Below are 15,863 nucleotides of genomic sequence, written 5' to 3'. Positions count from 1 at the left end.
GAATAAAAAAAATAAGCCCTAAGACCCTTAAAACCGGAATCCTGAAGCTTACTTTTGTTGAAATCATTTATTTAATACACCAAAGATTCTTAACCCTCGTCTTGCACTTTTAAAGCTCGGATACTGTTCAGTACGGCAAGTACGGTTACCCCTACATCTGAGAATACAGCCTCCCACATCGTGGCAATCCCAAATGCACCGAGCAGAAGGAATATAGCTTTTACACCTAAAGCAAAAATAATATTTTGCCATACGATGGCTCGAGTACGCTTGGCAATTCCGATAGCTACAGCAATCTTCGAAGGCTCATCGGTCATAATTACAATATCTGCTGCTTCAATGGCAGCGTCGGAACCAAGTCCTCCCATAGCGATCCCGACATCGGCTCTAGCCAGTACAGGAGTATCATTAATTCCGTCTCCGACAAAAATAATCTTCTCGCGTGGAGACTTATCACTATCCAGCTTCTCGATGGCCTCTACCTTATGCTGTGGTAAAAGCTCTGCGTGTACCTCATCTATCCCTAACTGCTTCCCTACATCTTCAGCTACGGCGGAAGCATCACCTGTCAGCATCACCGTCTTGCGTATACCCAGCTTTTTGAGGCGCTGAATGGCCTGCAGTGAGTCCTCCTTCACTTCATCAGCGATCACCAGATAACCTTCATATTGATGATCTACTGCAATGTGAACAACTGTACCGCTCTGCTCTGGGACCTCATAAGCAATTCCCTCACGCTCCATCAGACGTGCGTTACCTGCAAATACGGTCTTGCCTTCGATAGTTACTTCGATACCATGACCAGAGATTTCATTGTAATTGGAGATAGCTTCCTTAGAAATCTGTTCACCATAAGCCGTCCGAATCGACTCGGCAATCGGGTGATTGGAATGGCTCTCCGCATAAGCGGCTGTCCGCAGTAATTCATCCTTAGATTTGCCACCCGACGGATAAATCCCCGTAACCTTAAACTGTCCCTTGGTCAACGTTCCCGTTTTATCAAAGACAACTACCTTCACATCATTTAGGGCTTCCAGGTAGTTACTTCCCTTAATCAGAATACCGCTGCGTGAAGCTGCACCAATCCCTCCGAAGAATCCCAGTGGAATCGAGACCACAAGCGCACAAGGACAAGAGATTACGAGGAATACAAGTGCACGGTAAATCCAATCCGAAAAAGTTGCACCACTGATCAGCAGTGGAGGAACGACGGCCAGCAGGACTGCTGTGATCACTACTACAGGCGTGTAGGCACGTGCAAATTTAGTAATAAAGTTCTCCGTTTTAGCTTTGTTGCTTGATGCATTCTGCACTAGCTCCAGTATTTTGGATACGGCCGATTCTCCAAAGGTCTGAGTAACTTGCACAGTAATTACGCCGTTCCGGTTAATAAAACCACTTAACACCGCACTTCCTGGACCAGCTGATCGTGGTACCGACTCACCAGTAAGTGCAGATGTGTCCATCATGGCGTTACCTTCAAGTATTGTTCCGTCAAGGGGTACCTTCTCACCGGGTTTAACAACAATCAAATCTCCGATGGCTACTTCCTCAGGTGAGACCTTCTTCAGATCATTTCCAAGCTTGAGATAGGCAAACTCGGGGCGAATATCCATAAGTGCCGTAATAGATCGGCGTGAACGATTCACAGCCAGACCTTGGAACAGTTCTCCAATCTGGTAAAACAGCATTACTGCCACGCCCTCTGGATACTCACCAATCGCAAATGCACCGATAGTTGCCAGAGCCATCAGGAAATTCTCATCAAACACCTGGCCACGGATGATGTTCTTAACCGCCTGCCAGACAACTTCACCACCCACGATAAGATAGGCTGCCAAAAAGATCAGCAATTCAACTACTCCATTCACGGGCAGGAATATCCCAGCTAGAGCAAGAATTCCACCAGCGCCTAACCGCAGCAATATTTTGCGTGTATCACCTTCCCCGTGCTCGTGAGTATGACCATGACCTTCAGCATCCTCATGACCATGATGATGTCCAGCAGCTTGATGGCCGTGCTCATGACCATGCTCGTGATCATGCGTATGTTCATGAGCGCCACTATTGCGCGCCTTGTGATTGCCCCCAACCTTCTCTTTCACATTTACGTGGGGCTCAAGTGCCTTCACCGTCTTCTTCGCTTCTACAATCGCTGACTCCTCATACCCTGCGGCAGTTTCCAACGTCATTGTTTTTGTTACAAAATTAACGGAACAAGACGATACACCTTCAATCTTCTTCACCTTATCTTCAATTTTCATCGCGCAATTGGCGCAATCCAAGCCTTCTAATTCCCACTGACGTTTTAATTTTCCTTGCATTGTATCCATACGGCACATCTCCTCAAATAAAAACCATATATGAGCACTTGTTCATATGTTATCTTAGCCCTATTATATTCCCTTTATATTTCAAGGTCAATACGCGATATACACCATTTTTCTACATTATCTTAAAAATTAAATCAATTGACCTTTACGTGAAAATATGTAAAATCATGTATGACCCAAAGTAAGTTTCTTACATACGAATGACCCCATTATCAATGAAGCTCGATGGGCAAATGATTTACACAGAAGGGATGATTTTAGAACATGTCAAAGCTAGCCAAAACGTCTTCTTTTTCACAGAAACACCCTATTTGGAGCGTAGTTATTATCGAGGTGTTATTACTTGTAGCCGTAACTGCCGCCGGGGCTTACGCAACAATTAAGGAACTTGCGTACACCGCCCCTGTGCTTATCTCCTTCATCCCAATCGCGCTTGTACTCATCATCTACTTTACAGTTAAGCGCAAATGGAGCACGCTTGGCTTCCGACCTCTAAACACCATATCCTCGGGCAACTGGATCTATTATGCCCCGCTAGTAGTGGTCCTGATTACCATATCCTTTAAGGGATTTCGTGAGATCAGTGCATCTGAGGTACTGTTCTTTATCTTCTTCACCCTGCTGGTCGCTTTTGTGGAGGAAAGTATCTATCGCGGTTTGATTTTTAAGACCTTGCTTCCTAAAGGGGCTAAAACAGCAGTGATCACTTCAAGTATTCTTTTCTCTATTACCCACTTACTTAATGCATTATCCAGCACAGATATCACACAAATTCTTCTACAACTCGTATATGCGCTTCTGATCGGTTTTGCGCTAGCCTTGTTGATGCTAAAAAATAATAATATTCTTCCGCTGATATCCTTTCACTTTATACATAATTTAATTCAGTTTGTGGGCAACGATAATACGAGTGAATACATGGGAATCGATCTATTTATCCTGCTAGTGCTTGCTGTGCAATGTGTCTGGCTAGTGTTGTCCTTTAGAAAACCAAACCTAACGAAGAACCTAAATCAAGCCAGCTAATAAGCTTAATCCTTACTTCGAAATACAAGGCTTCAGTGGATTTAAACGCATTGGTTAACCCCGACGCAGCCTGGTTTAATTGGGATGCTACTTAGTTTAGTTGAGATGTTACTTAGTTAAGCTGAGATGCCACTTAGCTTCATTAGAGCAATATTTGTCGCAAACCACACAGCTAACGGACCCAATTGACACTAAAAGCAGTATTATCCCCGGTTTAGCATATTATCGGACCCCATAGGCGCTATTGGCATGAAAAAGAGCAAAATAAGACCTCTTTCTAAAGAATAACTGCACTGAGGTCCGCAACTCTGCTCAAAAAGCGATTATTGTGCAAATAACGTCAGCTGGGTCCGTAAGCCGTAGTGGATGGTTGGGACTCGTCGGCATAATAAAAAGAGGGACTCCCAAAAGCCATTCAATGGCTGCTGGAGTCCCTCTTTTTTTGCAACTAGCTATTCGTGTCGGACATGCTCGTGGGTCTGCAAAAAGATCTGCTCCACATGCGCATCGTTCAGCGAATAGAATACCGTTTTCCCCTCTTTACGCCGCTTCACGATCCGTAGATTCCGTAAATAACGGAGCTGATGGGATATCGCAGATTGGCCCATATCAAGGATCACGGACAAATCATGTACACATAATTCTTGCTGTGACAAAGCGTAAATGAGCCGCACTCGTGTTGGATCACCCAACGCTTTGAACATTTCTGCCATTTTATCAGTAATCCCACGGTCTGGCAGGATCAATGCAATGGATTCCGGTTCAAGCTCTGAACCCTTGCATGTATTGTCGCAGTCCTCTAATGCCGTTGGCTCCATGCTCTCGCCCTCCTCCATCTTAGCTAATTATATTCTTTAATTATAAGAAAAACAGCACGGGATGTCCATTGAGGAGGAGTTTATAGCCTCTGATTGTGAATTAGACTGCTTTACGATAAAAGGAGATTAGTCCTGCGGCAAAAAAGACAATCAAGCTTCCTCCCACTATCATCATCAGTGTCTCTAAAGGCAGATTAAAGGCACCAAATCCGTCATCACCATAATGACTCATGGCCAACAACGGCTGTACCCAAGGATAATAGGGGCCGTAGGTTGAAGAATTAGCGATCAGTATATTGGGAATGGTCAGACTCACATTCAGCGCCAGCGGTGCGCCAAAACTGCTCCAGCTTTGCGAGATCGCCAGCTGCAATGCGGCGAGAGGTAGACAGGCTACAAAGCCGCCAAATACTGATTTTAGCAGTTGCGCCCAAGGGATTGGATCTGGAGCCCCTTGGAACAAGCCCATTCCCAGCACCATAACGAGGAACGTTATTTGCACAGCTGCCAGCAATCCGATGATCATCACATATTTTGAGAGATACACCGACAACCGGGTTACAGGCAGAGACAACAATAGCTTCCAACCACCGTCATGATGCTCATAACGACAGATCAGGGCCGCAAAAATGCCTGAAAGCACAGGCAGAAACAGCAAAGCATGCATCATTGACATCACACTTAACAGCAGCTCCCAAGACATCTTCTCACCTTGATTATCCGATAACAATCCGGGAACCAGTGATAAAACCGGACTTCCTATGACTAAAAGCCAAACATATGATTTAGACATTTTTAATCGCTCTGAGGACAATACTCTCCAAAATGACATCATCTTAATCCACATCCTTTCGAGCGAAATGCACTGCACCCGGCAAAAACACCAGCATTCCCAGCAGCAGACCCGCACCGCTGAACAAAAGGCGATTAGAGGAGTCCCACGCCAAATATGGCCATGTTAAAGGCACCCACTCCGAAAGGAACATGGAGAAAAATGACGTCAAAGATAATGTGATCCCCAGGGCAACTGGCAGTGTCTGATTACGATTAGCCAGGGAAAGCCACAGCTGTAGCGCGATGACCGGCAGAGCCGCAATATAGGACATAAAGCCAATCCGCACTACATCCACATAAGGAATAAGATCCGCTTTGAAGCCCAAAATAAGCCCTAAAACAACTATCCCCACTGAGAGCAACAAGCAGGAAACTGCCACTAGCAGCAGACAGAGCATTAACTTAGCCATAAACACTGAGGTACGAGAGATAGGCAGTGCCAAGAGCTGCTTCCATGAACTCATCTGATGTTCGACATTTGCAATCAACGAGCATACTAAAGTGCCTCCCAGAAAAAGAGCTGTGGGCACAAACCCGGACACATTATCCAGAAGTCCTCCCCATAAATCCGCGCTATACTGCTGACGCAGATAATCATAACGAAGGCCAAAGTTAAGGCCCTGCATGGCTACTAGACCAATCGGTCCTAGAAACACTAGAAACCAAATTCCTTTGCCGCGGATTTTAAGCCAATCCGCTGACAACGCCCGCCACATCATGATTCCCCGCCTCCCACAACCTGTAGGAAGAAGTCCTCAAGCGATTGTCTCCGCTCCTCTACACGATAGACAGCGTGCCCATTCTCTACCAAAGCCTTGACTAGCAGCGCTACTCTTGCATCGTTCATTCTTGAAAAAATCAGTTTTTGCTCTTGTAGTGTCCCTTCATACCCCCGGCCTCCAGCGAGACGTAACGCAGACTCTGGTTCCGAAACCGCAAGGCGTATCTCGCCAGCAGCCTGTTGTTGCAGATTAGCTATTGTATCTTGGTATACCATTTGCCCTTGGCGAATAATACCCACGGTATCTGCCATTTGTTCAATTTCACTAAGCAGGTGACTGGATACTACAACCGTAATTCCTTGTTCCTGTGGCAAACGTTTGATAAGCCCACGAATTTCCTGAATCCCTGACGGGTCGAGTCCGTTCGTTGGCTCGTCCAGAATAAGCAGCTCTGGATTCCCTAGCAAGGCAGCTGCGATACCGAGTCTCTGCTTCATCCCGAGGGAGAACCCTTTGACCGGACGTCTCTCTTCCCCGGTTAGAGAAACAATATCTAGCACTTCAGCGATTCGTGACTTCGGAACATCCAGAATGCGGCGGATCGCTTCGAGATTGTCCACAGCACTCAGATGCCCATAATACGAGGGGGATTCGACAAGCGACCCTACCTTCCGTAAAATTTGCAGCTTATTCTTCCGAAGATCCTGGCCGAACACTTCAATTTTTCCAGATGTCGGTGTAATTAGGCCAAGCAGCATACGGATTGTTGTAGTTTTCCCAGCTCCGTTAGGACCCAGAAAACCATAAATCTCTCCCTTACGGATATTTAAATTCAAATTTTCTACCGCAGCCCGGCCACGATATTTTTTCAATAAATCCTTAGTTTTAATCACTGTTTCTTCCATGTTCTTCACCTCGGTATACAGCATAACGTCCCAAGGTTAAGAACAAGGAAGTGCCAAGTTTAAGTTTTGTTTAAATTTCACGACGCGGATCAAAGATTACAATAGAAGTGCCTTTGCCTGTGCTCTCCACAACCCATTCCAGCTCCATATGCTTCATCAAAAGATCGACGATAGACAATCCCAAACCTGCCCCCTTGTAATCGGATGGACTCTGAATGCCTCGACCATGATCCGCAATAATTATGGCACGTTGTTCATTACGTTGCTCCGTTGAGATCCCGACATAATGCCCGCTGCTGGCATGTCGTACAATGTTTTGATACAAATTATCGAGAATACGGCGGAACCAGACCTCATCCACCCTCCAGAATAGCGGTTCGGCTTCCAGGTTAATATCAATATCGAAGCCCTCTTTTTCCCATACGGGGTACCAAGCAGCCGCACTTTCCCGTAACAAGCGTAAAACATCTTTACGTTCCAGCTTCAAGGTTACCCGTCCACTATTGAGCAGATTGTAAGATAAAAGATTCTCGATCAGGACGCTAAGATCCGCAATACGCTCATCCATAAGCTGTAAGGACTGCTTACCTTTTGAGGTCAGATCCTCTTTGGTCATAACATGGATATGGCTGCGAATGACGGTTAGGGGTGTGCGTAAATCGTGAGATAAATTCGAGACTAGACGCTTACGCAACTCTTCCTCTTCTATTTCCCTGCGTCGGCTTTCATCCAGTTTAGTTACCATCGTATTAAAAGCTTCCTCCAATCGACCGATCTCGTCCAGTTTTCCTGTCACTATAGACTTAGGCATTCTATCCGGGCCTGTGATCGTCATCGCGGTTTGCAGTTGCAGCAGCCGTTTGCGAATTTTTCTAAAGAACATCCATGAAACCAGAGCGAACCCTCCAAAAAGGGTAAATAACACAAAGTTATACCAAGCCCAAGCCCCTAATCCCCCATAAGCCCCTTTGTTCAGCAGCTTGCTTGGAATTTGCATCACCATAAATCCCTTGTCTGCCTCCACTTTGTCCCCCACGAAAGCAACGATGGCTAAAGGATCACGATTCGTACTTTCTTTCATAAATGAAATAGCCTCAGCCGCAGTCCACTGATCAGGAACTTCAGGGTAAATCTTATCCTTATCCCCTTCTTCAGGCGTGAGAATCAACTGGGTTTTTCCCTGCCCGTCTACCCAAAACATAGTAGCCTCAGTGTATTTTCGACTCAATTCATGCAGCCGCTGATTTATGGCTTCCGAAGAGGCACTTTCTAAGTGAAGTGCCTCTTTATGCCACATAGTCTCCAGCGGTGCAATATTCGAATACAGGGATGTATCTACAGGCGAGGCACCTTTGGTCACTTCGTTAAGGATATTGTAGCCAACAAAAGACAACGGAAGGACCACAGGGATAAATAGCAGTGCAGATACGATAATTAGCAAATACCCTGATAACAAAGAGGAATTACGTTTCTTGCGAATGCGCTCTAATCCTCTCATGCTCTTACCCGGTAGCCGATCCCACGGACAGTTTCGATAATTTCCGGATTACCCGGATCAAGCTCCAGCTTTTCACGCAAATAACGAATATGTACCATTAGAGTTTTATCTCCTTCGATATAAGCCTCACCCCACACGGCCTCGTAGATCTGCTCCTTCGTCATAATTTGGTTAAGATGACGCAGCAAATAGGAAAAAATCTGAAATTGCTTACCTGTAAGCATGATTTCTTCCTGAGTCTGAGCATTCATCACGCGGTTATCCCCTTCATATACGACTAGATGTTTAAGTGTGAGTGAATCCTGAACCGATGCCCCATTCCTTCGGAGCAGCACTTCGATTCGAGCGGCCAATTCATCCGGATGAAAGGGCTTGGTCAAATAATCATCTGCGAACTCCAAACCTTGCAGCTTATCATCAATCGAGGTCCGGGCGGAGAGCATCAAAATGGGCAGCTTAGGGTAAGAACGTTTCAAACGTTGCCCGATCGTAAACCCGTCCAGACCTGGTAGCATAACATCGAGAATAGCCAGTTGGCAGGCGCCGGCTTCTTCCATCGCTCCTTCGCCGCTCCGTAACCAGCGGACACTATATCCTCTTTCGCTTAAATCAGCAGACACTACACTGCCAATTTCACGATCATCTTCAATATATAACAGAGTAACGCTCATGTAGCTTTAGCTCCTCCCCGATATGAATACCTAAAAAGTTGAAGTCATTATAACACATCAAACAGCCCTCCTACCCCATATGGGATAGGAGGGCTGTTTGATCAATTCAACGCTAAAGCTTACGGCTGCCATACTCCATGCTCTTTATTGCTGCCTACATACTCAATACGTGTTGGAGTAAGCTCCAGAATTACATAATTAGGATCATCAGGTCCTGTAAACCATGGCTCCAGCTCTTTATTCCATACCTTGGAGCGCAAGCCTTCATCCTTAGAGACGGTAGCAGTTGCTTCAATCTCCAGCACATCTTTGCTTCCGCCTGCCTCATAGCCAAGCAGTACAAAAGCATTCGGATTATCGGATAACTCCTCCACTTTATGAGTTTTGCGATTTGTAGCCAAATAAATCTTCAAACCCTCATGGAAAATGGCCATATAACGTACTTTCGGCTTATTTCCTTCTTCGATCGTACCAAAGGAACCGAACTTGTTGTCATCCAATGCTTTAATAATGAGTTGCTCCAGTTGTTTGTTATCCATTACGTAAATCTCTCCCTTCAAGCATGTAAACAAAAGTTTATATATCCAAGCTCACCGTTTGGATTTATCATAACAATGGTGCTTATTATAATGTACCCTTCAGGTTCACATTGAATCCGACCTTACTTCATAAACTACTTCAAGATAAGGAGCTTACTTCGTGAAAAAACTGATTTGGATCGGCTGTCTTTCCTACTTCGTTATCGGTCTGGCACATGTTGTGCTGGGATCTATTCTGCCCGTTCTACTGCAACATTATGATCAAAATTATAGTGCTGGCGGTGAATTAATCTTTAGTCAATTCGCTGGTTTTTTAGCAGGCGTGTTGGTCTCTCCCCTGCTTAATCGCCGCTTCGGTAAACGTGGAGGCATCCTCATTGCCACCAGTCTTCTACTAGTTGCAGAAATTGCCTACGCCTTTCTACCGCCTTGGGGCTGGATGTATGTTATCGCTGTTGCCGCAGGTTTTGGTTTCGGGATGATCGAAGCGGTTATCGGCACCATTATTATTGGTGCTGTAACCGAAGGAACTGCTATTGCAATGAGCCGGCTTGAAGTGCTATTCGGGATAGGCGCACTCGTGATGCCGCTTATCGCCAGTCCACTCATTGCTGCCGGAGCGTGGAGATTGGCCTTTCTAATCGTCGCTGCCTTCTCCTTAATTTCTCTTATCCTCTGGACAAGAGGGCACTTCGGTAATCTACAACGAATGCTGGATGAACGTGCCTCTGTCCAAGGAGCAGACAATTCGCAATCCTCAAGCTCACGTTCTAACAAAAAATTTCCGTATAAAGGTAAGCAATGGATTCTGTTAGGGATCTTCATCGTTTTCTTTTTTCTTTATGTAGGCACAGAGATGAGTTTAGTCAACTTTATGCCGGCTATCTTTATTGCCAAGCTAGGGATGACGGAGTCTGCCGCAGCACTGACAGTCACTTTCTTTTGGCTGGCGATGTCTACAGGAAGATTGTTTGCGGGTGTAATTGCCGAAAAAATATCTTACCGCGTGTACATTCTCAGCAGCTGTTTACTTACCTTGTTACTGCTGACACTCTTTCCGTTCACTGACAATCGAATGGCTGCTTTCATTGTAATTCTGCTGCTGGGGCTGTTTATGTCCGGTATTTTCTCCATTGCTTTAGTCTTCTCCAGCAAAATGCTGCCTGGCACCGAAGAGTCAACACCCAGCATTATGATTGCTTCCGGAGGTGTTGGCGGTGCTTTGCTACCTCTGTTTATGGGCTGGTCTATGGACCATTTAGAAGTGGCACAAACAGCCGGATTACTTGCCGCTTTTGCCGCCTTCTTGTTTCTGCTAAGCATTGCCGCATGGAGGTTCCAATCCATGCAAGCGGTGAAAGGAAAGAGTTCCCGTATTTAGAACAGTATCAACGTTATCCTTTTAGGGTAATGTGATCTATAAGCATATTCTGAGCACAAGGATGGACGATGAATGAATGAGTCTTCAACTGAGCCTTTGTTACATACTGCGCTCATGCAGTTTATATTTCCCTTTTCTATAAAAAAGGGCGATTCTAAGCAGCTTATCCAGCAATTACAGGACGACGGCTTCACACGTTTTTTTCTGGATAATAAAGAGCTTGAAGCTGCCTACTACGGAGATGGCTACTGTGTTTCCCATGAACGAATGGAGCGCACCTATTTACCGTTTGCTGCACATGTCCTTTTTCCACGCAGGAAGGATGCCGACTCGTTTCGCCGTTTTTCCAGAGTAAATAATCTCGACTGCATTCTGGAGATTCCGCAGCAATCTATATTTTTCAAAATTCTCTCGACGGATATATTCATATGCCCTTTTCAGCTTGGATTCGTGACGATACGTGTCCAGCTGGAGGGGGATTCAATTCCCTTTAGTATTGCCCTAGAATTCGCAGATCGTTTCCGTGCGCTAGAGAATACCTTCATACAGGATGATTACACTTATATTCATTGCGGGGAACAGACCTATGAGATGGTAGAGGATTTTGTCTTCCGAAATTTGGTGGATGGACTGGAGCCATATCTGGATCAATCGGATATCAATGGGGCTTATTTCGAGACCCTTCCTTTTTTCGTAGATGAAAGAATGCAGGTGCAAGCTTTTTATGGCTTTCAGAATGAAGAAAGCTCTGATGAGATTAGTGTAAATCTGCGCTATCGTGCCTCACAGCTTGATGGAATTGATCTGAACGGAAAGCCCTATGCCAGTGCCAGCGATCCAGCATATATTGCGAACTATTGTCATGAACACTCCTATAATCGCTGGGGTCCAGACACGTATTATATGATGAATGAGCAGACCTTTTGCTGCATGACCCGCGCTGAACAGGAGATTGCTGTTAGTCTAGCCAACCAGATGTACGGGCAATATTATTACGGATTTTTACTCAATATTTTCCACAAAATCGTTCTGCTAAAGCTAGCCAATATGCACTCCCGACTTCGGATTAATCATGATTATGAGGAAATAGACAATCTAATCTACTCCATTAATAAGTTCTCGGCAAAGTTCTACTTCTTGGAGTTGATTTCCCAGTCGCAGGGCCGGGAGATATTTCTTCAGCTGCGTAAAGTATACGGAAACGACGCTTTGTTCGAGGAAGTGAAAGAAACTTTAAATGACCTGTTTCAGTATCAGGATAAGTTTCAATCCAAGCGACGGGATAATCTGCTGATGATTCTTACTGTATTTACGGTAGTAAGCGGGATTTACGGCATGAATCAGGTCATTGACGATCTGGATGGAAAGATTCAATGGAGTAAAATGATTGGTTATTCTCCCTTTGAATTTCTTGCCCTCTTCGTGATCATGAGCGGGATTCTGATCAGCGTTGTCCTCACGCTAGGGGCGCTGGTTAGTGAGCTTAAACGGCGTCACCGCAAAAAATATAAAGATCTAGACTAGCAAAAAAGAAACTACTGGATTGGAAAAATTCAGGAGTGCACTACTAGACATTCCGAGTACAGCCGTCTATAATACACCGTATGCGAGAAATATAAGATATAAAGTATGGGTACAAAACTTATACTTACTTATATTGCACATAGAAATACCCGTTAACTTCATAGAACCAGGGGTGCTGGAATTGGCCGGCTGAGATTGTATCCCACAAGATACTGACCCTTATACCTGATCTGGATAATGCCAGCGTAGGAATCGCCAATTGGTTCTGGTCCCTGTGACCTTAACTAACCTTGCGCCAAGCCAGCGTCCCGATCACTCGGGGCGCTTTTTTTGTAAGATCACTAAAAGATGTAGAAAAACGTACATACTACACTTTACGGTTCATGTTGTGAAGACGGGATTCTTGTAACCTTAAAGGAGAGAAGAAGACATGCACCTTAAAAAAGCACTTACGTTGTGCCTCACCTGTGTACTCATTCTTGCCATTGCCGGATGCGGCAGCAACAATGGGAATACAGCCGGAAACAAAGCAAATGCTACTGATCCAACTGCTTCGGCTGGGACGGATGCTCCAAAAGAGCTCACCAAAGTTAAAGTCGCACTCGACTGGACACCGAACACGAATCATACCGGTCTATACGTAGCTAAGGATCTTGGTTACTACGCTGAAGAAGGTCTGGACGTCGAAATCGTTCAGCCAGGCGCAGCGGGTTCTGATACTATGGTTACCTCTGGCGAAGCCGCTTTTGGCATCAGCGCCCAAGAAGGATTAACGCTAGCCCGTCTACAAGGCGTGCCCCTTGTCTCGATAGCAGCTATTATTCAGCATAATACGTCGGGATTCGCTGCTCCAGTAGATCGCAATATTAAATCACCAAAGGATTTCGAAGGTAAAACCTACGGAGGCTGGGGCTCACCGGCCGAAGAAGCAGCCATGAAAGCTATCATGGATCCTGAAGGTGGCGATGTGAAAAAGGTGAAGCTGATCAGTATCGGTGAAGCTGATTATTTTACCGCCATCAAACGTGACATTGATTTCGCCTGGATTTTCTACGCTTGGACTGGTGTTGAGGCTGAGTTACGTGGCGAGCCATTGGATATGCTGTACTTAAAGGATTATGCGCCGCAGCTCGATTATTACACGCCTGTGCTGACGACGAGTGAGAAGCAAATTGCAGATCATCCTGATCTGGTGAAGGCCTTCATGAAAGCCACATCAAAAGGTTATCAATATGCCATAGATCATCCGGAAGAGGCTGCCGGTATGTTATCGAAGGCCGTTCCTGACCTGGACGCCGACCTTGTCCTAGCTAGCCAAAAATGGCTTAGCCCAAAATACAAGGACGATGCTGCCCGCTGGGGCGAGCAAAAAACCGAGGTCTGGCAAAATTACGGCGACTGGATGTATGATCTGAAGTTGCTGGATAAACCGCTGGATGCTGCTAGTGCATTCAGTAATGATTTTTTACCGGCGGAGTAAACAACAATTGTAATGAATTACTTCGTTATCAAAGTTGGCTTTTTGAACTTACCTTATAAAATGAGAGGATTGATTATTGTGGCTAACACCCTACTAAGCATTCAAGTAATTCCAAAAACTCCGAACAACGAGGATTCCATCCCATACGTAGATAAAGCGATTGAGGTCATTCAGAAATCCGGTGTTAAACATCAAGTGAATCCGCTGGAAACCACAATGGAAGGTGAGCTTAGCGAGCTGCTGGAGGTTGTGCGTCAGATGCAGGAGGCGTTGATCGAAGCAGGCAGTCCAAGCGTAATTTCGCAGATCAAAATCGCTCATAATCCTAACGGAATCAGCATGGATAAATTGACGGAGAAATATCGGCCGTGAGATCGACCTGGAAGCTAATATGGCCGCCCCTTGTGGCGGTCGTCTTCTTTTTAACCGTATGGCAGCTATCTGTATCTGTATTTCATATTGAATCCTGGATTCTGCCGAGTCCTGCTGATATTGCTCGTGAATCCACCAGTAACGCTTCTGGTCTTTGGGCTCATACGATGGCTACGCTGCGGCTCACTTTAATTGGTTTTCCCATTGGTACGGGGGTAGGCCTGATCGTTGCTTTGCTTTTGCATCTTTTGCCTTGGGCTAGACGGGCTTTTTATCCACTTATTATTCTGAGTCAAAATGTTCCCTCCATCGCGCTCGGACCCCTGCTCATTATCTGGTTCGGCTTTGGTCTTTTGCCCAAAATCGTGCTGATTACACTAGTATGTTTCTTCCCGGTAGCTGTCGCTGCGATGGGCGGTCTGGCCCAAAGTGATCAGGTCATGATGAATTATATGAAAATGGCTGGCGCAAGCAAGTGGCAAATTTTCACCAAGCTGGAGCTGCCCTCTTCTATCCCGGCACTATTTTCCGGCGTAAAAATATCTGCTACTTATGCGGTTATGGGCGCCGTGGTCGCTGAATGGATTGGCGCGGATAAAGGTGTTGGCTATTATATGCTTCTGCAGAAATCCGCATATCGTACGGATCGGATGTTTGTTGCTATTGTTATTATTGTACTTTTAAGTCTTGTACTCTTTGCTATTATTGCATTGCTGGAAAAATGGCTGGTTCGCTGGAAGCCGCGCCGTAACTCATAGAAAGGAAGATGCCTGTATGTCTCAAGCGACGCAAATGCAACACAGAACAACAGAAGTCATAAGCTCTCCTGAAGCTCATACCGTGGCACCCGCCCTTGAAGTGAGCGGCATCTCCAAATCTTTTTCCCATCGTCGCCGTGAGACGAACGTTCTGAATAATGTCTCTCTCAAGGTAGAGCAACAAGAGTTCGTTTCGATCGTTGGTCCTTCCGGCTGCGGAAAAAGCACCTTATTCCATATGATTGGCGGCCTTGTGAAACCCGATGCAGGCACGATCCTCATGAACGGTAAGGCCGTTACAGGTCAACGCGGTGAAATTAGTTATATGCCGCAGCAGCCTGCGCTTTTTCCTTGGCGTACGATTGAGGATAATGTGCTGCTTGCTGGGGAGATCAAGGGCGCACTGCGGGATGGAGCCCGCGAGGAAGCGCGCCAGTGGCTAGCCAAGGTTGGGTTAAGCGGGTTCGAACATGCTTATCCGCATATGCTGTCTGGCGGGATGCAGCAGCGTGCAGCTTTTCTCAGAGCATTGCTCGCTCCTCAGGAGCTAATGTTGCTGGATGAACCTTTCAGCGCACTGGATGCACTAACTCGCAGTGAAATGCAGCGCTGGCTGCTTGAGCTGTGGGAAGAGAATCGCCGCTCTGTGCTGTTCATTACTCACAACATCGAAGAAGCGTTGCTGCTCTCTAATCGTATCTATGTATTTTCCGGCCGCCCCGGCTCCATTCTGCATACAGTCGATGTGCCGTTTCCGCGGCCACGCCGTGATGAGATTACGGACTCTCCCGAGTTCCTTAAGCTCAAACGCCAGTTGTCACAGTGGATGCGAGAGGAACAAGCTAAAAATAGGCAGCCGCTAGCTTAATCGCTAAGCTCTGTAAACTGATATCGCTGGTATAGCGGTGTCAGTTTTTTTATTTTGCAGCGATAAACTCCTACCCTATTTTCAATTAACGCGGATGTATCTGCTCAATTAAATAAATTTCACTCATCATAGTA

At 45.8% G+C, this 15,863-nt stretch carries 15 protein-coding genes and 1 riboswitch; of the genes, 7 read left to right on the top strand and 8 right to left on the bottom strand.

Annotated features, from left to right (window positions below):
- Nucleotides 1–89 precede the first annotated feature (89 nt).
- Complete coding sequence (locus tag NSQ91_RS02250; RefSeq protein ID WP_076304328.1) at nucleotides 90–2,333, bottom strand: heavy metal translocating P-type ATPase; 2,244 nt, start codon at nucleotides 2,331–2,333, stop codon at nucleotides 90–92.
- Nucleotides 2,334–2,597: 264 nt separating this feature from the next.
- Here NSQ91_RS02250 and NSQ91_RS02245 point away from each other — a divergent pair, with 264 nt between their 5' ends.
- The gene (locus NSQ91_RS02245) at nucleotides 2,598–3,359 is read left to right on the top strand and encodes a CPBP family intramembrane glutamic endopeptidase (protein WP_076124584.1); all 762 of its coding nucleotides are present in this window, start codon (nucleotides 2,598–2,600) and stop codon (nucleotides 3,357–3,359) included.
- Between the two features lie 452 nt (nucleotides 3,360–3,811).
- Here NSQ91_RS02245 and NSQ91_RS02240 read toward each other — a convergent pair whose 3' ends face one another.
- From NSQ91_RS02240 to NSQ91_RS02210, 7 genes are all read right to left on the bottom strand, one after another.
- Nucleotides 3,812–4,177 carry an ArsR/SmtB family transcription factor gene (locus NSQ91_RS02240; protein WP_036682656.1) on the bottom strand — a complete coding sequence of 122 codons (366 nt, stop codon included), beginning with the start codon at nucleotides 4,175–4,177 and terminating at the stop codon, nucleotides 3,812–3,814.
- 100 nt (nucleotides 4,178–4,277) lie between these two features.
- Entirely contained in the window at nucleotides 4,278–5,012 is a 735-nt protein-coding gene (locus NSQ91_RS02235) for an ABC transporter permease (RefSeq protein ID WP_076124586.1), read from the bottom strand.
- A 1-nt stretch (nucleotide 5,013) separates the two neighbouring features.
- Nucleotides 5,014–5,730 (bottom strand): ABC transporter permease, encoded by a 717-nt coding sequence (locus NSQ91_RS02230; protein ID WP_076124588.1) that lies wholly within the window; start codon nucleotides 5,728–5,730, stop codon nucleotides 5,014–5,016.
- A complete protein-coding gene (locus tag NSQ91_RS02225; RefSeq protein WP_038568451.1) occupies nucleotides 5,727–6,638 on the bottom strand; it encodes an ABC transporter ATP-binding protein in 912 nt (303 codons plus the stop codon). The genes NSQ91_RS02230 and NSQ91_RS02225 overlap by 4 nt, the downstream gene beginning before the upstream one ends.
- 70 nt (nucleotides 6,639–6,708) lie before the next feature.
- The gene (locus NSQ91_RS02220; protein ID WP_076304327.1) at nucleotides 6,709–8,136 is read right to left on the bottom strand and encodes a HAMP domain-containing sensor histidine kinase; all 1,428 of its coding nucleotides are present in this window, start codon (nucleotides 8,134–8,136) and stop codon (nucleotides 6,709–6,711) included.
- A complete protein-coding gene (locus NSQ91_RS02215) occupies nucleotides 8,133–8,807 on the bottom strand; it encodes a response regulator transcription factor (protein WP_038568445.1) in 675 nt (224 codons plus the stop codon). Before NSQ91_RS02215 ends, NSQ91_RS02220 begins: the two co-directional genes overlap by 4 nt.
- Nucleotides 8,808–8,926: 119 nt before the next feature.
- The gene (locus NSQ91_RS02210; RefSeq protein ID WP_036682665.1) at nucleotides 8,927–9,346 is read right to left on the bottom strand and encodes a pyridoxamine 5'-phosphate oxidase family protein; all 420 of its coding nucleotides are present in this window, start codon (nucleotides 9,344–9,346) and stop codon (nucleotides 8,927–8,929) included.
- A gap of 160 nt (nucleotides 9,347–9,506) precedes the next feature.
- Between NSQ91_RS02210 and NSQ91_RS02205 the strand changes: the two genes are divergently transcribed.
- The 6 genes from NSQ91_RS02205 to NSQ91_RS02180 all read left to right on the top strand — a co-directional run bounded on the left by NSQ91_RS02205 (nucleotide 9,507) and on the right by NSQ91_RS02180 (nucleotide 15,729).
- A complete protein-coding gene (locus NSQ91_RS02205; protein WP_076192749.1) occupies nucleotides 9,507–10,727 on the top strand; it encodes an MFS transporter in 1,221 nt (406 codons plus the stop codon).
- 72 nt (nucleotides 10,728–10,799) lie between these two features.
- Nucleotides 10,800–12,251 (top strand): hypothetical protein, encoded by a 1,452-nt coding sequence (locus NSQ91_RS02200; RefSeq protein ID WP_052096734.1) that lies wholly within the window; start codon nucleotides 10,800–10,802, stop codon nucleotides 12,249–12,251.
- A gap of 158 nt (nucleotides 12,252–12,409) precedes the next feature.
- Nucleotides 12,410–12,520: riboswitch (TPP riboswitch) on the top strand.
- A 161-nt stretch (nucleotides 12,521–12,681) separates the two neighbouring features.
- Nucleotides 12,682–13,731 carry an ABC transporter substrate-binding protein gene (locus NSQ91_RS02195; protein ID WP_076304326.1) on the top strand — a complete coding sequence of 350 codons (1,050 nt, stop codon included), beginning with the start codon at nucleotides 12,682–12,684 and terminating at the stop codon, nucleotides 13,729–13,731.
- Nucleotides 13,732–13,809: 78 nt separating this feature from the next.
- Complete coding sequence (locus tag NSQ91_RS02190; RefSeq protein WP_036682688.1) at nucleotides 13,810–14,103, top strand: thiamine-binding protein; 294 nt, start codon at nucleotides 13,810–13,812, stop codon at nucleotides 14,101–14,103.
- Nucleotides 14,100–14,861 carry an ABC transporter permease gene (locus NSQ91_RS02185; RefSeq protein WP_076304325.1) on the top strand — a complete coding sequence of 254 codons (762 nt, stop codon included), beginning with the start codon at nucleotides 14,100–14,102 and terminating at the stop codon, nucleotides 14,859–14,861. The genes NSQ91_RS02190 and NSQ91_RS02185 overlap by 4 nt, the downstream gene beginning before the upstream one ends.
- A 34-nt stretch (nucleotides 14,862–14,895) precedes the next feature.
- Complete coding sequence (locus NSQ91_RS02180) at nucleotides 14,896–15,729, top strand: ABC transporter ATP-binding protein (protein WP_076304360.1); 834 nt, start codon at nucleotides 14,896–14,898, stop codon at nucleotides 15,727–15,729.
- Nucleotides 15,730–15,863: the final 134 nt, after the last annotated feature.

The organism is Paenibacillus sp. FSL R7-0048 (assembly GCF_038004505.1).
In the GTDB taxonomy this organism is placed as follows: Bacteria; Bacillota; Bacilli; order Paenibacillales; family Paenibacillaceae; genus Paenibacillus_AQ; species Paenibacillus_AQ odorifer.
This window is presented reverse-complemented; position numbering and strand designations above follow the sequence as displayed.

What these genes read in the sequence shown, in the direction of transcription:
- NSQ91_RS02235 (WP_076124586.1), bottom strand. Translation starts at nt 5,012, where the DNA reads ATGATGTCATTTTGGAGAGTATTGTCCTCAGAGCGATTAAAAATGTCT.
- NSQ91_RS02195 (WP_076304326.1), top strand. Translation starts at nt 12,682, where the DNA reads ATGCACCTTAAAAAAGCACTTACGTTGTGCCTCACCTGTGTACTCATT.
- NSQ91_RS02245 (WP_076124584.1), top strand. Translation starts at nt 2,598, where the DNA reads ATGTCAAAGCTAGCCAAAACGTCTTCTTTTTCACAGAAACACCCTATT.
- NSQ91_RS02180 (WP_076304360.1), top strand. Translation starts at nt 14,896, where the DNA reads ATGCAACACAGAACAACAGAAGTCATAAGCTCTCCTGAAGCTCATACC.
- NSQ91_RS02240 (WP_036682656.1), bottom strand. Translation starts at nt 4,177, where the DNA reads ATGGAGCCAACGGCATTAGAGGACTGCGACAATACATGCAAGGGTTCA.
- NSQ91_RS02215 (WP_038568445.1), bottom strand. Translation starts at nt 8,807, where the DNA reads ATGAGCGTTACTCTGTTATATATTGAAGATGATCGTGAAATTGGCAGT.
- NSQ91_RS02200 (WP_052096734.1), top strand. Translation starts at nt 10,800, where the DNA reads ATGAATGAGTCTTCAACTGAGCCTTTGTTACATACTGCGCTCATGCAG.
- NSQ91_RS02230 (WP_076124588.1), bottom strand. Translation starts at nt 5,730, where the DNA reads ATGATGTGGCGGGCGTTGTCAGCGGATTGGCTTAAAATCCGCGGCAAA.
- NSQ91_RS02250 (WP_076304328.1), bottom strand. Translation starts at nt 2,333, where the DNA reads ATGGATACAATGCAAGGAAAATTAAAACGTCAGTGGGAATTAGAAGGC.
- NSQ91_RS02210 (WP_036682665.1), bottom strand. Translation starts at nt 9,346, where the DNA reads ATGGATAACAAACAACTGGAGCAACTCATTATTAAAGCATTGGATGAC.
- NSQ91_RS02225 (WP_038568451.1), bottom strand. Translation starts at nt 6,638, where the DNA reads ATGGAAGAAACAGTGATTAAAACTAAGGATTTATTGAAAAAATATCGT.
- NSQ91_RS02220 (WP_076304327.1), bottom strand. Translation starts at nt 8,136, where the DNA reads ATGAGAGGATTAGAGCGCATTCGCAAGAAACGTAATTCCTCTTTGTTA.